This is a genomic window from Streptomyces mutabilis, from assembly GCF_014649815.1.
In the GTDB taxonomy this organism is placed as follows: Bacteria; Actinomycetota; Actinomycetes; order Streptomycetales; family Streptomycetaceae; genus Streptomyces; species Streptomyces mutabilis.
Genome location: NZ_BMTT01000016.1, coordinates 54,177 through 67,765, shown reverse-complemented (window position 1 = coordinate 67,765; position 13,589 = coordinate 54,177). Strand labels below are relative to the sequence as shown.

The 13,589-nt window shown below is 71.6% G+C and carries 26 protein-coding genes; 3 read left to right on the top strand and 23 right to left on the bottom strand.

Translation table 11 applies throughout. The features are described from left to right. Window positions 1-3: 3 nt before the first annotated feature. From IE142_RS26975 to IE142_RS26920, 13 genes are all read right to left on the bottom strand, one after another. Complete coding sequence (locus tag IE142_RS26975; RefSeq protein WP_191888163.1) at window positions 4-1,515, bottom strand: phage portal protein; 1,512 nt, start codon at window positions 1,513-1,515, stop codon at window positions 4-6. Then, the gene (locus IE142_RS26970; RefSeq protein WP_191888162.1) at window positions 1,515-2,783 is read right to left on the bottom strand and encodes a PBSX family phage terminase large subunit; all 1,269 of its coding nucleotides are present in this window, start codon (window positions 2,781-2,783) and stop codon (window positions 1,515-1,517) included. Before IE142_RS26970 ends, IE142_RS26975 begins: the two co-directional genes overlap by 1 nt. Beyond that, entirely contained in the window at window positions 2,776-3,285 is a 510-nt protein-coding gene (locus IE142_RS26965; RefSeq protein ID WP_191888161.1) for a helix-turn-helix domain-containing protein, read from the bottom strand. Before IE142_RS26965 ends, IE142_RS26970 begins: the two co-directional genes overlap by 8 nt. A 74-nt stretch (window positions 3,286-3,359) precedes the next feature. Beyond that, window positions 3,360-3,923: a hypothetical protein gene (locus tag IE142_RS26960; protein ID WP_191888160.1), complete on the bottom strand. Its 564-nt coding sequence runs from the start codon at window positions 3,921-3,923 to the stop codon at window positions 3,360-3,362. A gap of 193 nt (window positions 3,924-4,116) precedes the next feature. Then, a complete protein-coding gene (locus IE142_RS26955) occupies window positions 4,117-4,710 on the bottom strand; it encodes a DUF4352 domain-containing protein (protein ID WP_191888159.1) in 594 nt (197 codons plus the stop codon). A gap of 142 nt (window positions 4,711-4,852) precedes the next feature. Beyond that, window positions 4,853-5,467 (bottom strand): hypothetical protein, encoded by a 615-nt coding sequence (locus tag IE142_RS26950; protein ID WP_191888158.1) that lies wholly within the window; start codon window positions 5,465-5,467, stop codon window positions 4,853-4,855. Next, window positions 5,464-5,973: a hypothetical protein gene (locus tag IE142_RS26945; protein WP_191888157.1), complete on the bottom strand. Its 510-nt coding sequence runs from the start codon at window positions 5,971-5,973 to the stop codon at window positions 5,464-5,466. Before IE142_RS26945 ends, IE142_RS26950 begins: the two co-directional genes overlap by 4 nt. Continuing rightward, window positions 5,970-6,620, bottom strand: coding sequence for a hypothetical protein (locus tag IE142_RS37420; protein ID WP_268252981.1), 651 nt, complete (start codon window positions 6,618-6,620; stop codon window positions 5,970-5,972). Before IE142_RS37420 ends, IE142_RS26945 begins: the two co-directional genes overlap by 4 nt. Next, window positions 6,620-7,444 carry a protein transporter Sec31 gene (locus IE142_RS26935; protein ID WP_191888156.1) on the bottom strand — a complete coding sequence of 275 codons (825 nt, stop codon included), beginning with the start codon at window positions 7,442-7,444 and terminating at the stop codon, window positions 6,620-6,622. Before IE142_RS26935 ends, IE142_RS37420 begins: the two co-directional genes overlap by 1 nt. Before the next feature lie 71 nt (window positions 7,445-7,515). After that, the gene (locus tag IE142_RS26930) at window positions 7,516-7,701 is read right to left on the bottom strand and encodes a hypothetical protein (RefSeq protein ID WP_191888155.1); all 186 of its coding nucleotides are present in this window, start codon (window positions 7,699-7,701) and stop codon (window positions 7,516-7,518) included. Window positions 7,702-7,775: 74 nt separating this feature from the next. Beyond that, entirely contained in the window at window positions 7,776-7,970 is a 195-nt protein-coding gene (locus IE142_RS26925) for a hypothetical protein (protein ID WP_191888154.1), read from the bottom strand. Next, entirely contained in the window at window positions 7,970-8,104 is a 135-nt protein-coding gene (locus IE142_RS37415) for a hypothetical protein (protein WP_268252979.1), read from the bottom strand. The genes IE142_RS26925 and IE142_RS37415 overlap by 1 nt, the downstream gene beginning before the upstream one ends. Then, window positions 8,101-8,307, bottom strand: a complete 207-nt coding sequence (locus IE142_RS26920) for a hypothetical protein (RefSeq protein WP_191888153.1) — start codon at window positions 8,305-8,307, stop codon at window positions 8,101-8,103. Before IE142_RS26920 ends, IE142_RS37415 begins: the two co-directional genes overlap by 4 nt. A 178-nt stretch (window positions 8,308-8,485) precedes the next feature. Between IE142_RS26920 and IE142_RS36980 the strand changes: the two genes are divergently transcribed. From IE142_RS36980 to IE142_RS26905, 3 genes are all read left to right on the top strand, one after another. Then, complete coding sequence (locus IE142_RS36980; protein ID WP_229830898.1) at window positions 8,486-8,899, top strand: helix-turn-helix transcriptional regulator; 414 nt, start codon at window positions 8,486-8,488, stop codon at window positions 8,897-8,899. 71 nt (window positions 8,900-8,970) lie between these two features. Further along, window positions 8,971-9,240, top strand: a complete 270-nt coding sequence (locus IE142_RS26910) for a hypothetical protein (RefSeq protein WP_191888152.1) — start codon at window positions 8,971-8,973, stop codon at window positions 9,238-9,240. Between the two features lie 42 nt (window positions 9,241-9,282). Beyond that, on the top strand, window positions 9,283-9,495 hold the full coding sequence (locus IE142_RS26905) for a hypothetical protein (RefSeq protein ID WP_191888151.1): 213 nt from the start codon (window positions 9,283-9,285) through the stop codon (window positions 9,493-9,495). A gap of 259 nt (window positions 9,496-9,754) precedes the next feature. Here IE142_RS26905 and IE142_RS26900 read toward each other — a convergent pair whose 3' ends face one another. From IE142_RS26900 to IE142_RS26860, 10 genes are all read right to left on the bottom strand, one after another. Then, complete coding sequence (locus IE142_RS26900; RefSeq protein WP_191888150.1) at window positions 9,755-10,522, bottom strand: hypothetical protein; 768 nt, start codon at window positions 10,520-10,522, stop codon at window positions 9,755-9,757. A gap of 96 nt (window positions 10,523-10,618) precedes the next feature. Further along, window positions 10,619-10,936, bottom strand: coding sequence for a hypothetical protein (locus tag IE142_RS26895; RefSeq protein ID WP_191888149.1), 318 nt, complete (start codon window positions 10,934-10,936; stop codon window positions 10,619-10,621). A gap of 2 nt (window positions 10,937-10,938) precedes the next feature. Beyond that, the gene (locus IE142_RS26890; protein ID WP_191888148.1) at window positions 10,939-11,451 is read right to left on the bottom strand and encodes a hypothetical protein; all 513 of its coding nucleotides are present in this window, start codon (window positions 11,449-11,451) and stop codon (window positions 10,939-10,941) included. Then, window positions 11,448-11,618: a hypothetical protein gene (locus tag IE142_RS26885; RefSeq protein ID WP_191888147.1), complete on the bottom strand. Its 171-nt coding sequence runs from the start codon at window positions 11,616-11,618 to the stop codon at window positions 11,448-11,450. Before IE142_RS26885 ends, IE142_RS26890 begins: the two co-directional genes overlap by 4 nt. Continuing rightward, on the bottom strand, window positions 11,615-11,866 hold the full coding sequence (locus IE142_RS26880) for a hypothetical protein (RefSeq protein WP_191888146.1): 252 nt from the start codon (window positions 11,864-11,866) through the stop codon (window positions 11,615-11,617). The genes IE142_RS26885 and IE142_RS26880 overlap by 4 nt, the downstream gene beginning before the upstream one ends. Continuing rightward, on the bottom strand, window positions 11,863-12,060 hold the full coding sequence (locus IE142_RS37410; protein ID WP_191888145.1) for a hypothetical protein: 198 nt from the start codon (window positions 12,058-12,060) through the stop codon (window positions 11,863-11,865). Before IE142_RS37410 ends, IE142_RS26880 begins: the two co-directional genes overlap by 4 nt. Further along, window positions 12,057-12,482: a hypothetical protein gene (locus IE142_RS36970; protein WP_229830896.1), complete on the bottom strand. Its 426-nt coding sequence runs from the start codon at window positions 12,480-12,482 to the stop codon at window positions 12,057-12,059. Before IE142_RS36970 ends, IE142_RS37410 begins: the two co-directional genes overlap by 4 nt. Next, the gene (locus tag IE142_RS37405) at window positions 12,479-12,601 is read right to left on the bottom strand and encodes a hypothetical protein (RefSeq protein WP_268252977.1); all 123 of its coding nucleotides are present in this window, start codon (window positions 12,599-12,601) and stop codon (window positions 12,479-12,481) included. The genes IE142_RS36970 and IE142_RS37405 overlap by 4 nt, the downstream gene beginning before the upstream one ends. Beyond that, window positions 12,598-12,837, bottom strand: coding sequence for a hypothetical protein (locus IE142_RS26865; protein ID WP_191888144.1), 240 nt, complete (start codon window positions 12,835-12,837; stop codon window positions 12,598-12,600). The genes IE142_RS37405 and IE142_RS26865 overlap by 4 nt, the downstream gene beginning before the upstream one ends. Further along, complete coding sequence (locus IE142_RS26860; RefSeq protein ID WP_191888143.1) at window positions 12,834-13,550, bottom strand: hypothetical protein; 717 nt, start codon at window positions 13,548-13,550, stop codon at window positions 12,834-12,836. The genes IE142_RS26865 and IE142_RS26860 overlap by 4 nt, the downstream gene beginning before the upstream one ends. Window positions 13,551-13,589: the final 39 nt, after the last annotated feature.

The window sequence follows — 13,589 nt, the reverse complement described above, 5'->3', positions numbered from 1 at the left end:
CTTCTACGGGATGTCCCCGACCTGCATCGGGTCCGGGACCGCCGTGCCCGCCTCGACCTGGATGCGCCGCACCTCCGCGGTCACCTGGTCGTCGTCCCACTCGGGGTGGGCCATCCGCACCAGCGTGTCCGTCGAAGCCGCCTGCGCCCTGCGCAGCACGTCCGCCGTGTTCGCCAGCGACAGCGGGTCTTCCTGCACGCTGTCCTCGAACTCGATCGTCGGCCGCTGCGGCTCGATGCTGCCGCCGAACACGTGCTGGTCGACCGCCAGCAGCGCCTCCATCAGCTGTGCGAGCGCCGGCCGCCACCGCAGGATTTTCCGCCCGCGGGTCGTCATCGAGCGTCGTTCCCGGGCGGTGATCTCCGTGGCCGTGACGGCGACGTCGCCGCCGATCCCGAACGTCTGCCCCGAGTAGCCAGCGCTGCGGAGGATCTGGTTCACCAAGTCCTCGGCCGTGTCCCGGTGCTCCTGCACCCTGATCGCGAACTGGGCCACCGTGAGCTGCCCGGAGTCGGCACGCGCCAGCATGTCGAGCCCGGCGAACGCCTCCTGGTCCGGGTTCCAGCCCGCGCCGCGGCCCGGACCGTTGGATTGCAGGTAGGCGTTCGGGACGACGATGCGGCCCTTGCCCAGGCGGATGTCCCGCATCCACGACGAGTAGGTCTCGTCGAGGGCGTCCATCAGTGACTCGACGCCGTCGAGGTCGGATCGGCCGAGGTTCTGGAGGCGTTCGGCGCTGCGCCAGCGGCGGCTGGCTTGGTTGGGGATGTAGACGACGTCAAGCTTGTCGTAGCCGGTGGGGATGCCGCCGTCCTCGTCGACCAGCGTGGCGAATGCCTCGGTCTCGCGGGAGTCTTCCAGCGGCACCGGCCGGCCGAGCTTCTCCTTGGTGCCCTGGTAGAGGCCGTGGTAGATGATGCTGGGCTCGTGGCGCTGAAGCCACCGCCAGACCTGCCCGTCGTGCTCGCGGACGACCTTCCAGAACGTGACCGCGCTGAGCCTGCCCCAGGTGAATTCGGGGATGGCCCGGTCGGCGTGCTCGGCGACGATCCACGGCCGGTCCGCGATCTCCTGGTCGTACACCGGCCGCAGGTACACGCCACCGAGCGCGGCACCGACCTCGGCCGCAGTCTGCAAGGTGGCGAGCATCCCGTCGTCGGCGAGCGCGTCGAGCCGGTCCTGAGTGTCCGTGTCGTCGACGGTGAACCGCGGCGGCTCGGAGAAGAGCAGGTCGGCCGACCCACCGCACAGGTCTCCGGCGATCGGGACGTGGAGTTTCGTCCGGCGCTCGCCGGGCGCGGTAGGGGTGCCCCACCACCAGCGGGCGAGCTTGCCGAGGACGCCGCCGGCGAACTGGTAGCGCTTGGGGTCGGGGGCGCCGCCGGTGCTGCCGCTGTAGAGGTCTTCGAGGCGGTCGGGGTCGCCGCTCCACCAGGTGTCCCAGGTGTGCATGGCGTCGAGGGCGGGGCCGAGGTACGGGGGCGGCCAGGCCATGTCGCCCATGGGCAGAGGCATCAGGCTGCCACCTCCAGTCTGGTCGGTAGGTACGGCCGCCACAGGGCCTCGGTCGTACGGACGCCGTAGCGGAGGGCATCGCACGAGTGGTCGTTGTCCTTGATCGGCTTGTCCTCGCCCTTCTCGGCCGCCTTGTCGTCCCAGGAGTAGCCCGGGAGTTCGTCGATGAGGCCCTGCGCGGACTCGTGGACCAGCAGGTCACCGGTCGAGAACAGCGACGACACCGTGCGGATGCCGTCCAGCACGGTGTTGTCCGCAGCCGTCACGCCCGTCACACCATCGCGGTGCAGCTGCTCGATGTACGACGACGCCGACGGGTCCACGATCGTCCACTCCGGCTGGACGCCGACCACGTTCGTCTCCGGCTGCGGGACCCTGGCGAGCCACTGCCGACGGGCCTTCGAGTACTCCGTATCCGTCAGCTTCCGGCGCTTGGCCCGAGAGTCCCAGCGGTACTCGCTGACGACGTACAGGCGCCGGTCCACGCCGAGGCCCAGCAGGAGGTCGGCGTAGGGGTTGGTCGTGCCGTAGTCGATCGCGTCGCACAGCCACCGGTCGATTCGGGGCAGCGACTTCACGACGTGACGCTCGCTGTCGAAACTCTCGTAGATCGCGCCTTCGGACTGCACCCACTGGCCCAGGATGTAGCGCCGGTACCACAGGCCCGTAAACGAGCGCTTCATCCGCTCGCGGTAGGTGTCGTCGAGGGACGGGTTGTCGTCCATGACGAAGTGCCAGCGGCGGATGCCCAGCTCGTCGGCCTTGTCGAGCCATTCCTTCCGCACCCAGTGACCCGGGTTGTCCGGGTTGGTCGTCACGAAGATCTGCGCGCCGGGCACCGACATGCGGTCGACGAGCCGCTTGAAGAACTCCTGAGGGATCAGCGTCCACTCGTCCACGTACGCGCCCGCGCCCGTGAGACCGCGCAGGCGCCCCTCGGCCTTCTTGTCGTTCGCGGTGATGATCTCGATTGGCTTGCCGAGGATCCACGCCACACTCGCGCCGCGCGTGTACTTCACGGTCTTCGCCGCGTCGCCGAACAGGCTGGGGTCGGTGAGCGGACCGAAGACGTTACGGGCCACGGTGTCGAAGGTCTTGCCGATGACGGCCAGCTCGCCGCCGCGCGGCGCCGTCTGGACGTACATCAGCCAGCGCAGCAGCGACGCGATTGTCTTGCCCGACCGGACGCTGCCCTCCCACACGTTCAGCCACGAGCTGGCGTGCGCGATCGACCGCTCCTGCTTGTCCGACAGGCCAGGGCTATCCATCCCCATGGCGGTCTCGCAGCTTGTCGTACAGCGACGTCAGCAGCGAACCGACCTGCTCCGTGCCGTCGTCGTCGCGCGGCGGGACGAGCTTTAGGCTCTTCTCGATGGCGATGCCGGCCGACGCCATGAGGTTCTTCTTTGCGTCGGGCGGCGGCTCGTCGAGGAGTCGCTTCTCGTAGGTGTTGTCCTTGCCGCCGAAGTTGAACACCCAGTGGGGCTGCCAGAGCTGCTCGGTGAGCTTCTCGGCGTCGGTCTGGAGGGCCTCGGCGAGGATCGCGCGGCGCTCGGCGAGGTTGGCCATGCGGTGGCGGGTGGCCTCTTCGGTCATGGTGACGTCGAAGGTGAGGCCCTCGCCGGCGCAGATGAGGGAGACGGTGCGGAGGCTGCGGCGGGTGAGTCGTGCGATCTCGTTGCGGCCGTTGCCTTCGCCGTGGAGGCGGATGATCTCGGCGCGTTCTTCGTCGGTGACGGTGCCGCCCTTGCTGAACTTCGGCTTCGGCACGGGGGCTCCCTTCTCCGGGCGTGCGAAGGCCCGACCGCGGGACGGTGCGGTCGGGCCAGTCAGTGGGTGTGGGTCTACTTCGCGGGGCAGCTCCGGCCCTCGACGAGTTCGAACTTCTTCTCGCCGTCGTCCAGGCCCGTAGCGGCGGTGCCGTAGTTGCCGATCGCGTAGTTGCCGTTCGCCAGCCGGTTGTCCACGCTTTCGGTGCCACCGGTCGAGCAGTTGATCAGGATCGTGTATCCGGCGTTCTCGGTGAGGTCCTTGATGGAGTCCTCGAAGACCGCGCGGAGGTCGTTCGTGGTGTCGACCTCGATGGTGATCTGTCGCGAGTGGCCGGCTTCCTTGCGGTCGACGACTGTGTAGGCGGGCGGCTTCGCGGCAGGCTTCTCGTCGGCGGGCTCGTCTTCTTGAACGATGGCGCCGATGGTGAGGGCGACGACGAAGAACCCGACGATGCAGGCGGCGACGATGCCGAGGATCTTTCCGGCCTTGTTCTTCGGTGGCTTGGTGTGCGGCGGCCGGGGTGCCGGTGCGCCCCAGTTGGGCGGTGGCGGTGGCTGCTGCGGGCCGTGCTGGGACGTGCCCCAGGTGATCGGTTGTTGTGGCGGCTGCCATCTCGGAGGCTGCGGCTGGCTCATGTTCCCCCCTGGAACGGATGCGAGATACGGGGGTCATGATGCCGTGTCCGGTGGTTTTGGTTCCGGGCATGCCAGATCTGCGGCCCATAATGAGGCATGATCGCCGGAAACGCAACTACGGGCGTAGTGCAGGCGCCAGGCCCGGAACTACGGGCATAGTTCGGGGCCTGGCGCGGCGAAGGTGACACGGGAGCTACTGCATTTGCCACTGCCCGGTTTCATCGGCGAATCCGGAGTTCATTGCGAACTGTACGGACGTGATCTTCGAGTCCTTCGGAACCTCGAACACGATCCAGCCCAAGGCCTTCTCGCCCTTCGGTAGGTTCACGTCCGACGCCATCGATGGCCCCGCGGTGATCTCCCCGAACCAGGAACTGAAGCGCTGCCCCTGCCCGTCAGCGACCTGCGCTCCGTTGGAAGGACTGTCGGAGTACGCCTTGCTGCCGGTGTTCACGATCTCGAACTGTGCGGCAGCCCAGCGCTTGCCCTGCTCCGGTCCGAAGTACGGGTCGGAGGACTTGGCAGTCGGCAGCCACTTCTTCAACGTGACGTCGAGCTGCTCGCCGTCCTGGAAGCCGGTCACGGTCAGGGTGTCGCCGACGCCGGCCTTCTTCTTCGGGGCCGGGCTGCTGGGGGCTTCCTTCGGGGAGTCGGCGTTGGTGTCTGCTTTGGAGGCGTTGGTCTTGGGTGTGGTGTCGACGCTGCTCTCGTCAAGGCTGCACGAGGTGAGGGTCAGGAGGCCAGCGGCTGCGAGGGCGGCGATGGCGGCGGTGGTGCGGTGGTTCACAGTCCCCCCATGAACATGTTGATGATGTGGCGGAATCGTGCCATACGGATGGCGCGTCAGGACAGGAGCCTGGCGGGCCTCCGGGTAGATGGTCGGTAGATCAGGCGGTAGACGGTGGTAGATGGACGGGTAGACGTGCAGGTCAGGCGGCGGTAGACGAGGCGGTAGACGCTTCCTCGGCGGCGGCCGGGGAAGGGGCCTCCAGGTCGCGCCTGCGGACCCCCCAGGTGGGCACCCCGCCCACCTTCACGCGGGGGTCGTGCGGCACCCCCAGGCGCCCCAGCTGGAGGCGCAGATCGGTGACCGTGCGGCCCTCCCACTGGCCGTGCTCCTGGAGGTGGGCGAGGACGGTCCGGAGGTGCACCCCGGAGCCCTCTCCCATCAGCTTCAGCAGGAGGCCGCGGAGGGCTTCCCGGCCGGCCGCGCTGGAGGCCTCATCGGCGGGGGCGTCGTCGGTCTCCTCGGCGGGGGCGCGGCCGGCCTTCCAGGCGGCGCGCAGCCACCACCCGGCGAGCAGCCACATCAGCCACGGCAGCGCCCGGATGACCGCCCACACTGCGTAGGCCAGCACGCCGAGGATGGCCAGGCGGGCTACGGGGCCGAGGGCTGCGCGCCAGCCGGTGAGGTCGTCGCGGCGGCCGGCGCGGACCCACGAGGTCAGGGCGTCGGCGCGGCGCTGCCACACCGTGGCGCTGCCCCGGGCGAGACGGTCTGCGGCCGACTTGCGGGCGGCCCACAGGGCGAGTCGGCGCTTCACAGGATGCCCGACCCCTGAACGGCGGCCTGGAGCTGCCCGCCGACACCGTTGATCAGACCCGGCAGCCAGTTCAGGGCGCTGGCCACACCGGCGGTGAGGCAGAGGCAGACGCCGCAGAAGATGCCGCCGACCATGCGCTTGCGCTCGTCCTTGCCCGCGGCGCGGAACGCGAAGATCGTGCCGCAGGTGATGAGGAAGACGACGACGGCGCCTGCGGGGGTGAGGTCGCCGAGGCTGCCGGTGGTGACGGGGGCTGCGGCCTGCTGGCCGGTGGCTCCGGCGACGGCCTTGCCGCCTCCGGTGTTGGCGGCTCCGGCGGCGCATCCGGAGATGTAGCCGAGGAGGCCGCCGCCGCACATGGTGGACATGGCGCCGAGGAGGGAGCCGGTGCCGAAGGATTTGAGCTTGGCGGGGTTGCGGTCGCCTTTCCACCAGGGCCTGAGGTTGGCCCAGAGGACGACGAGGACGATCGCGATGCCCGCGAGGGTGAGGCCGGGGCCGGTCATCGGTGTACTCCGGTGAGGAACTGGACGGGGTCGTACCAGGACAGGACGCCGAAGGCGCCGAGGCTGGCGGTGACGAGGAGGAAGCGCGGGAGCGCGCGGCCGGTGCGCCGGTCGAGGGCCCAGGCGGCGGCGATGGCTACCCCGGCGATGACGTAGGCGGCGAGGATGCCGGCTTCGGTGCGGGCGTCGTGGACGGTGTGGGACCAGAGGCCGACGGGGCTGTGCCCGGCTGCCCAGGGGGTGAGCGCGGCGAGGATCGCGGCGATCATCCGCCAGGTGACGAGGCGTTCCCACAGGCGTGCCCACGGGCCGGGTTCGGGTTCCGGTTCGGCGGGCGGGGCCGGGTCGAGGGTGACGTGGACCTGCATCGGTCGGGGCGGGGGCGCGGCTGGCCATGGGTCCGGGGGCGGTGCGGCGGGCGGGACCACCGGTGGTGGAGGCGGCGGAGGCGTCCGCCAGGGCGGAGCCTCGCCGGGCTCCGGCGCCCGAGCAGGCAGCGGGGCGCCGGCGGGGATGATCCGGGTCGGGTTGACGGGACGGGGCTCGGGCACGGTCGGCTCCTGGTGGCCGAAGGGACGGATGTGGAGGGCGTGGAGGTACGCGCGGGCGCGCAGCTCGTCACCGCCCGGCGACGGCCGCGCGCCCATCAGCTGGCTAGCCGGATGTAGCGGGAGACGGTGTCCGGCTTGGCGTTGGCGTCGGCGACCTTCCGGACGTACGACAGGACCCGGTCCGGCTCGCGGATTCCAGAGTCCAGGGCGGTCCGGACCGCGTCCTTGATGGTCATGGGTCCGGCGGCGGTCGGCTCCGGATCGGCGTCCGCATCGTCCTCGGGCTCGTCCGGACGGTCCGGATCGGCGTCCGGACCGGTGATCGCGGTGCGCTCCGCGGCTGCCTGGGCCTGCGCCCGCTGGAGCTTGCGGCGTACCGGGATCATCGCGAGGCTTGCGCCGGCGTCGGCCAGCTCGACCTGAATCCAGGCGCGGGTGCGCTCGTCGAGCGGTGGTGTCTGGTGGCGGAGGACGACGGTCCACAGGCCCTTTGCGAGCGCGGAAACGGCGGCGCCGATGAGGCCGATCTCCCAGTACCCGGCGACCTTGCCGTGGGCGGCGACGGCGAGCATGGCGAGGAGCAGCATGGCGTGTCCGGCCCGGCGGGGCAGTGCGGCGCGGTCCTCGTCGTAGCGGGCGAGCCACTCGATGGCCATGCACGCGATCCAGGCGAGGTCGAAGACGATGGCGGCCCCGTACGCGGCGGGCTCGACGACGGCGCGGGAGAGGAGGTCACCGATGCTGGCGGTGGACCAGACGACGGAGGCCGTCAGGACGAGCGCTGCGATACCGGTGACGCCGTTGAGGACGAGAGCGTCCCAGTCGCGCGGGGGCGCGGGGGCGTCGACCCGGATGGGGACCATGCGGGTCTTGCCGTCGATGGTGTGGGGGACCTGCTGGGTGGTCTGGCGGGTCTTCACGGTGCTGCTCCTGGGCGATGGGGTGGCCGGGCCCGCGTGGGGGATGTCGCGGGCCCGGCCGGTCGGGGTGGTCAGCGGCGGAGCGCGGCTCCGGCGATGTTGGCGAGGTAGTGGGTGTGCGCGATGGCGGCGTACGCCTGAGAGGTGGCGGCGTAGGCCTGCGCGCGCTGGACGGCGTGCTCGGTGTTGACCTCGGCGAACTGAGCGGCCTGGTCGGCGTACTCGGTGGCGAGCTGCTCGGCGCGTTCGATGTCCACGGGTTCCTCCTCGGTGGGGCCGGGCTGTCCGGCTCCCCTCACCGCCTGGGCGGGCCGGGCGGATCGGGCAGCCGTCAGCGGGCGGGGCGGTACCAGCCGCCGCGGCGGTCCTGGGCGCGGTCGCGGTCCTCCCACGCCTGGCCCTCGCGGGCGGCCTTGCGGGCGCCGGTGGTCTTGTGGCGGCGGAAGCGGCCGGCGTCGCCGGTGACCGAGGTACCGGCGGCGGGGTAGTCGCGGCTGGACTGCGCGCGGTTGAACAGCCAGGCCATCAGCTGTGCCCCCGTCCCGAGCAGTCGCCGCAGGCCCGCCAGACGCTGACGTGGCCGCCGTCCTCGGTGGGAGTGGTCTCGACGTGGCCGCCCTGGCCGCCGCAGCCCTGGCAGGTGGGCCCCTCGTAGCTCATGCGGTCACCGCCGTGGTGTGGGCGGCGCGGTCGTCGGCTCCTGCGGCGAGGCGCTCTGCGACGTCGACGGTCATCCAGCTGCGGACCCTGAGGGTGGCGGGGTTGGTGTGGACGGCGTCGCCGGAGACGAGGTCGCCGAGCGGCTCGGTGGCGGCGTTCGCCGGGCTGGGCGGCTTGGGGGCCTTGTCGGTACGGTGTTCCACGTCGTTTCTCCTGGTCGCTCAGGGGATTTGGCTGGCCCCGGCCGGGCTCTCACACACCGACCGGGGCCGTGTTGTTGGTGCAGTGCCAGACTGGCAGGAACCTCTTTACAACGTCAAGGGGTTCGGGAAGGATGTTGCCGTGCCCAAGAGCCCTGAAGCAGAGGGGAGCCCGCGCTTGATGACCACCACCGAGATCGCGGCGGAGCACGGGGTCACCCGGCAGACGGTGCACGCGCACCGGAAGAAGGGCGTCTTCCCGAAGCCCGTCGAGGGTGAGGGCAGCACGCGGCCCCGGTTCCGGGCTGACGAGGTGGCCGCGTTCTTCGCGGCGAACCCTCCGAGCCCGGGCAAGCGCACGGACCTCACACCCCGAGAAGGAGACGTCGACATGTGGTCACCAGCAGAACCGGCGATTGGCCCAGTCCTCAGCCCTGAGACCCAGCAGAGGCTGGAGGCTTTGATCGAGCAGGACGCCGCGCGCGCCGCTCGTGCTGTGGGCCTGTCCGAACGTGAGGCAGAGCAGATCGCCAGCGCCTCCACCGAGGGGGTGCGGTCGCTCGTCGAGCAGTGGAGGCAGGCCGAGAAGGGGTAGCGCGTCTTCGGTGCCCCCGTCTCAGTGGGTCGAGGCGGGGGCATCGTCATGCCGTCGTACGATCGGCACCCGTGGCACACACACTCGAAGAACTCGTGGAGATGCAGCGCGCGGCCGACGCTGCGCACGCCCAGGTCGAGCAGCTACGCGACCAGTACGGGCCTCCCACCGCGACACCGTGGTCCGAGCAGCAGACCGAGACCTACGAGACCGCGTGGCGGGCCTGGCGCGACCTCGCCCGCGACGTTCAGGCAGCCGTCACCGAGCACGCGAAGGCAGAGGGGCAGCTGCGGAACGAGGTAGAAGCCGCGGTGAAGAAGCAGGCACGGCACCCGGAGTAGCCCAGGGTGCGCCCGTCCGTGCCCGCGCGCAGGGTGGAGAGCATGAGCCCGCCACCGGTGATCGTGTACCCGCCCGACGAGACGGGCGGCCGGCGCGTGCGGGTCGACGGGACGATCCTGGGCCTGGCGTACGGCGTGCAGGACGTGGCCCGGTTCATGCAGGAGGCCGGCCTCCAGGAGTTCGACGAGATGGACGTCGTCCGCAGCGCGCTGATCCAGTGGCGTGGGGGCGGGCCGGACGTCTGGACGCACTGACCGGGCCGGGCGTACGGTCTTGGCACCACCGAGAGGGGGGCGCCCGCTCGCGGTTGCGGCCCTCCGGCCCCTGCACCCCTGGGGTCGGAGGGCCGCGTCATGTTCAGCGGCGGTCCGGTGCGGGGTGTGTAGTCCCGCGCTGTCCGGACACTGCATCAGCTTCCGGACCGCCAGGCTCAGGATGCCACGGCCACCCACAGGACGACAGCGAGTGCCGCCACGATCAGGCACCGCCCCAGCAGCCGCCGCTGCTCCCGGCTCATGCCGCGATCACGGCGCCCTCCGCCCAGATCCGCCCGCACCCGGTGCAGTGCGCGACCGGTATCCGGCCCTCCCCACCGTGGACGTCGACCGCCCCGTCACAGTCCGGGCACGGCGTCGACAGCGTCCGCTGCTGCGCCGCGATGTCCAACGCCCGCTCGACCCGGTCCGCGGCGCCGGCCGCGATGGTCCCGATCCGCTGCTCCTCCTGCTCGGTAATCCGTCGGCACGGGCCGGACGCGCGTTCGATGCGGGCGAGGAGCCAGAGCGCGGCGTGGGGCGCGGTCCGCTTGCCGGTGTACCGCCAGCGGCGCGGGTCGACGAGGTCCGCGTGGGCCAGCTCGGCGCGACGCTGCCGATCGGCGGCGGCGATGTCCGCCTCCCGCTGGGTGAGGTACGGGTGCGTCGCGGTCCGGCGCGCGGTAGGCCCGGCGATCGGGGCGCGCTGCACTGCGTGGGCGATGTCGTCGGCGCACTGGACGAGGGCGGCTTCGACGACGCGCATGGTGTCGAGGATGTGGAGGCGGACGGGGACGGGCCGCTCGCCGATCTGGAGCGGGTCGCGTTCCTGGGCGCGGAGGTGCGCGGCCTGGTGGCGCTCGTACTCCAGCTGCTCGGCGTCGGCCTGGTCGAGGCGGGCGAGGTAGCCGCGGAGGCCGAGTCCGAAGGCACCGACGGTGACGGGCTGGCCAGCGGCTTCGTGGAGGTCGGTCCAGTGGAGGGCCACAGTGCGGAGGTTCGTGGTGGTGCTGGCGGTGGTGTTCATCGTGCGCTCCGTGTGCTGGGTGGGGCGTAGGGTGAAGCCACCGAGTGGGGCGTGCCGTGGAGCTGGGGAGTTCGAGGGCGCGCCCCTTCGTCGTGATCAGGCGGTCGCGGGCTCCTCGGCTGCTGCGACCTCGACAGCGGGCGCGTCGGGGTACACGCACCGTTGGTTCTCGAAGTCCCAGAGCGTGCCGGGCATGTCGCAGTCGGGGCCGATGCGGTGGGAGTCGAGGAACACGTACCGGCGGGCGACGCCCATGTGCGGGTCGCAGGCGAGGCCGACTTCGCTGTCGGTGTTCCACATGATGTGCCAGGTGGCGTCGGCGGGGCAGTCGGTGCCGGGGTTGTCGCCGGGCGAGTGGCCGCACTTCTGGGGTCGGGAGTCGACGATCCGGCCGAGTGGGGCGAACGGTTGCATGGTCACCTCTCCGTGGTCTGGTCGGCGGGCGGGGCGATGGCCTGGGCTGTCGGGCACGGCCAGGGCACGAGGTACTGGTAGCCGTCGCCACCGTCCTGGCTGCACGTCTTGCACTGCTGGCCGTCGAGGAAGGCAGTTCCGTCGGGCTGAGGCTGGTGGAGGGCGCGGACCCGTTCGATGGCGGCCTCGGCCCGCTCGGCGCGCCGCTTCTCGTCCCGCCACTGCCGGTTGCGGAGACGGATCTGCGCCCACAGGTTCTGGATCTGCGTGGGGTCGGCGCCGTTGGCGCGGAGGCCGGTGCGGAGGACGCGCAGCTCCGTCTCGGCGTTCTTGGCGCGCTGCCGCTGGGCTTTGGCGGCCTTCTCGGCCTTCTCGGAGCGCTTGCCGACCAGGGTGGTGAGCTGCGCAGCTGCGGCGACCGAGACTTCGGCCTCGTGCTCTGCCTTGGCCACCCTCTCGTAGAGGGCGTCCAGTTGGTCGCTGGTGATGCTGTCGACGGTGAGGCGGTCGGTCACTTGGTCCTCCGTGCTGCGCGCTGCATGGCGCGTCGGGTCTTCCGGTTGGGTCGGGGGTCGGGTGCGTCGTCGTCCACCAGCTGCTCGACGCGGACGAGTTCGGTCTGCCAGGTGCTGCCCGGGGTGGGCGTGTGCTCGCCCCGGGGTGTGCTGCTCGGTCCGGTCACGCTGCACTCCGCTCGTCGCGGTCGGTCGGGAGCAGCTGCTCGTCGGCGGCGGCCGCAGCGTCCAGCGCGGCGTGCCGGGCCCGCTGCTCGTCACGGCGGTACGAGTCCGCGACGCCGAGGAACACGCCGGCGCCGATGACGCCGGGCAGCGAGTACGCCCAGTGCTCGTAGGCGAGGAGGGCCGCGGTGATGGCGAGGACTGCGGCGGTGATGCGGCAGGCGCGGGCGGTGCGCTGCGCTGTGGTCACAGGTAGCTCCCGGTCAGGCGGACGGTGCGGATGGTGTGGCGCTGGATGGCGGTGAGGCCCTGGCCCCACAGGTCGGATTCGAGGGGCCGGCGGGCGCCGGGGACGCGCTTCGGCCGGTAGGCGAGGGTGCAGTGGCAGGCGGTGGTCTCGGCGGTGGCGGAGATGAAGTGCCCGCGGGTGCAGCGGCGGCTCACGGCTGTCCACCGAGACGCGCCCGGACCCAGTCCGCGTCGGACTCGGCGACGTGCGCGCCCGCCGAGCGTTCGACGTACAGGCGGATCGGCTGGCCGTCGCCGTCCCGCTCGGCCCCGACGCGGACGTGCCAGGGCTGGGAACCGCTGTCGGCAGGGGTGTGGCCGTCGGGGCAGTGCTCGCAGTCTCCGGCCGGGGCGGGTTCAGGGTCGTCCCAGACGATGACGGTGTGGCCGCCGTGGCCGTGGACGTGCAGTGCGTTGTCGAGCGAGTGCCAGAAGACGGTGGAGGGCATCGGCCCGGTCCAGCGAATGGACACGGTCCCGTCGGCCCACTGAACGCCGTCGGCGACGCGGCCGGTGCCGGAGACTCCAGTGATGTCGGTGGTGCGCTGGAGGTGGAAGCGGCGGGGCTGGGTGGTCATGTGCTGCTCCTTCGGTGGAGGTTGGTGAGGGCCTGCCCGGCCCGGCTGAGGCCGAGCAGGGCGAGGCTGATGAGCGGGAGGGCGACGATGGCGACGCCCAGGAGGCGGCCGGCCGTCATGCGGCTTCCTCGTAGTCGGGTGCGCGGCGGGCATACCGGCGTGCGGCTGCTCGGCTGCGTGCCCAGGTCGGCCGGTCGGGGCCGCGGAAGGCGCGCCGGGCGAGCCGGAGCGCGCCCCAGACGATGGCGGCGATGGCGTACAGGGCGAGGGTGGTGACGGCGGTGAGGAGGAGGAGCCATAGTCCGCCGGCGAGGAGGAGGGTCCAGAGGGTGTCGAGGGCGTCGGCGAGGATCACGGGCGCGCCCCGTTCTTCGGCTGCCCGCAGATGCCGCAGATGAGGTAGCCGAGCGGCTCGTCCATCTCGCCCCGAGCCACGATCGAGTTGCAGGTGTGGTCGGCCCCGTCCTGCCGCGCCCCGGCGGCGGGCTCGTCGTCGGTGTCGATGCCGAGGATGTGCACCGGGTCCATCGGCGGCTTCCGCTCAGCGGCGGGGACACCGGGGCATCGGCCATGAACGGCGACGCCCTTGCGCAGCCCGGAGTGGCTGTGCGCGGGGTGTGGCTCCGGGCGCACGCACGGGACGGTCTCGGTGGTTGCCGTCTCGTCGGCCATACGGCGCAGCTTGTTCGCGGCGTCCGCCAGCTCCCGGACGGCCCGCGCTTCCTCCCCGAAGTCCGAGCTGGACAACGCGTCGATGCTGCTGGCCTGCTGGTCGAGGAGCGCAATCGCTTCGCGGAGGCCGGCGGCGTAGTCGGCGCAGCGGTCGGCGGCGGCCTTCTCCAGGGTCTTGCCCAGCTCGATGCGGAGCCGGGTGATCTCGGCGGCCTGGTCGGTGGACGTCTCCGGGACGTACCGGGTCCAGCCCAGGCGCTCCATGTCGGCCGAGGTGATCCATCGGCCCTGCATGGCGGCTTCGGGGGCGAACCAGGGCTCGTTGCCGGGCTCCCAGATGGCGAACTGGCGGCGGTCGGGTGAGACGCGGAACTCGTACTGCTCGGGGCTGCTCATGGTCTTCTCCTGGTGGGTGTGGTGGACTCGGGGACACCG

Bases quoted from the DNA above. Each gene is read 5' to 3' on its own strand.
- IE142_RS37415 (WP_268252979.1), bottom strand. From the start codon at position 8,104: ATGAGCTACGAGGGGCCCACCTGCCAGGGCTGCGGCGGCCAGGGCGGC.
- IE142_RS36970 (WP_229830896.1), bottom strand. From the start codon at position 12,482: ATGACCACCCAGCCCCGCCGCTTCCACCTCCAGCGCACCACCGACATC.
- IE142_RS36980 (WP_229830898.1), top strand. From the start codon at position 8,486: ATGACCACCACCGAGATCGCGGCGGAGCACGGGGTCACCCGGCAGACG.
- IE142_RS26970 (WP_191888162.1), bottom strand. From the start codon at position 2,783: ATGGATAGCCCTGGCCTGTCGGACAAGCAGGAGCGGTCGATCGCGCAC.
- IE142_RS26945 (WP_191888157.1), bottom strand. From the start codon at position 5,973: ATGACCGGCCCCGGCCTCACCCTCGCGGGCATCGCGATCGTCCTCGTC.
- IE142_RS26860 (WP_191888143.1), bottom strand. From the start codon at position 13,550: ATGAGCAGCCCCGAGCAGTACGAGTTCCGCGTCTCACCCGACCGCCGC.
- IE142_RS37405 (WP_268252977.1), bottom strand. From the start codon at position 12,601: ATGACGGCCGGCCGCCTCCTGGGCGTCGCCATCGTCGCCCTCCCGCTC.
- IE142_RS26925 (WP_191888154.1), bottom strand. From the start codon at position 7,970: ATGGCCTGGCTGTTCAACCGCGCGCAGTCCAGCCGCGACTACCCCGCC.
- IE142_RS26975 (WP_191888163.1), bottom strand. From the start codon at position 1,515: ATGCCTCTGCCCATGGGCGACATGGCCTGGCCGCCCCCGTACCTCGGC.
- IE142_RS26895 (WP_191888149.1), bottom strand. From the start codon at position 10,936: ATGCAACCGTTCGCCCCACTCGGCCGGATCGTCGACTCCCGACCCCAG.
- IE142_RS26900 (WP_191888150.1), bottom strand. From the start codon at position 10,522: ATGAACACCACCGCCAGCACCACCACGAACCTCCGCACTGTGGCCCTC.
- IE142_RS26960 (WP_191888160.1), bottom strand. From the start codon at position 3,923: ATGAGCCAGCCGCAGCCTCCGAGATGGCAGCCGCCACAACAACCGATC.
- IE142_RS37420 (WP_268252981.1), bottom strand. From the start codon at position 6,620: ATGGGCGCGCGGCCGTCGCCGGGCGGTGACGAGCTGCGCGCCCGCGCG.
- IE142_RS26905 (WP_191888151.1), top strand. From the start codon at position 9,283: ATGAGCCCGCCACCGGTGATCGTGTACCCGCCCGACGAGACGGGCGGC.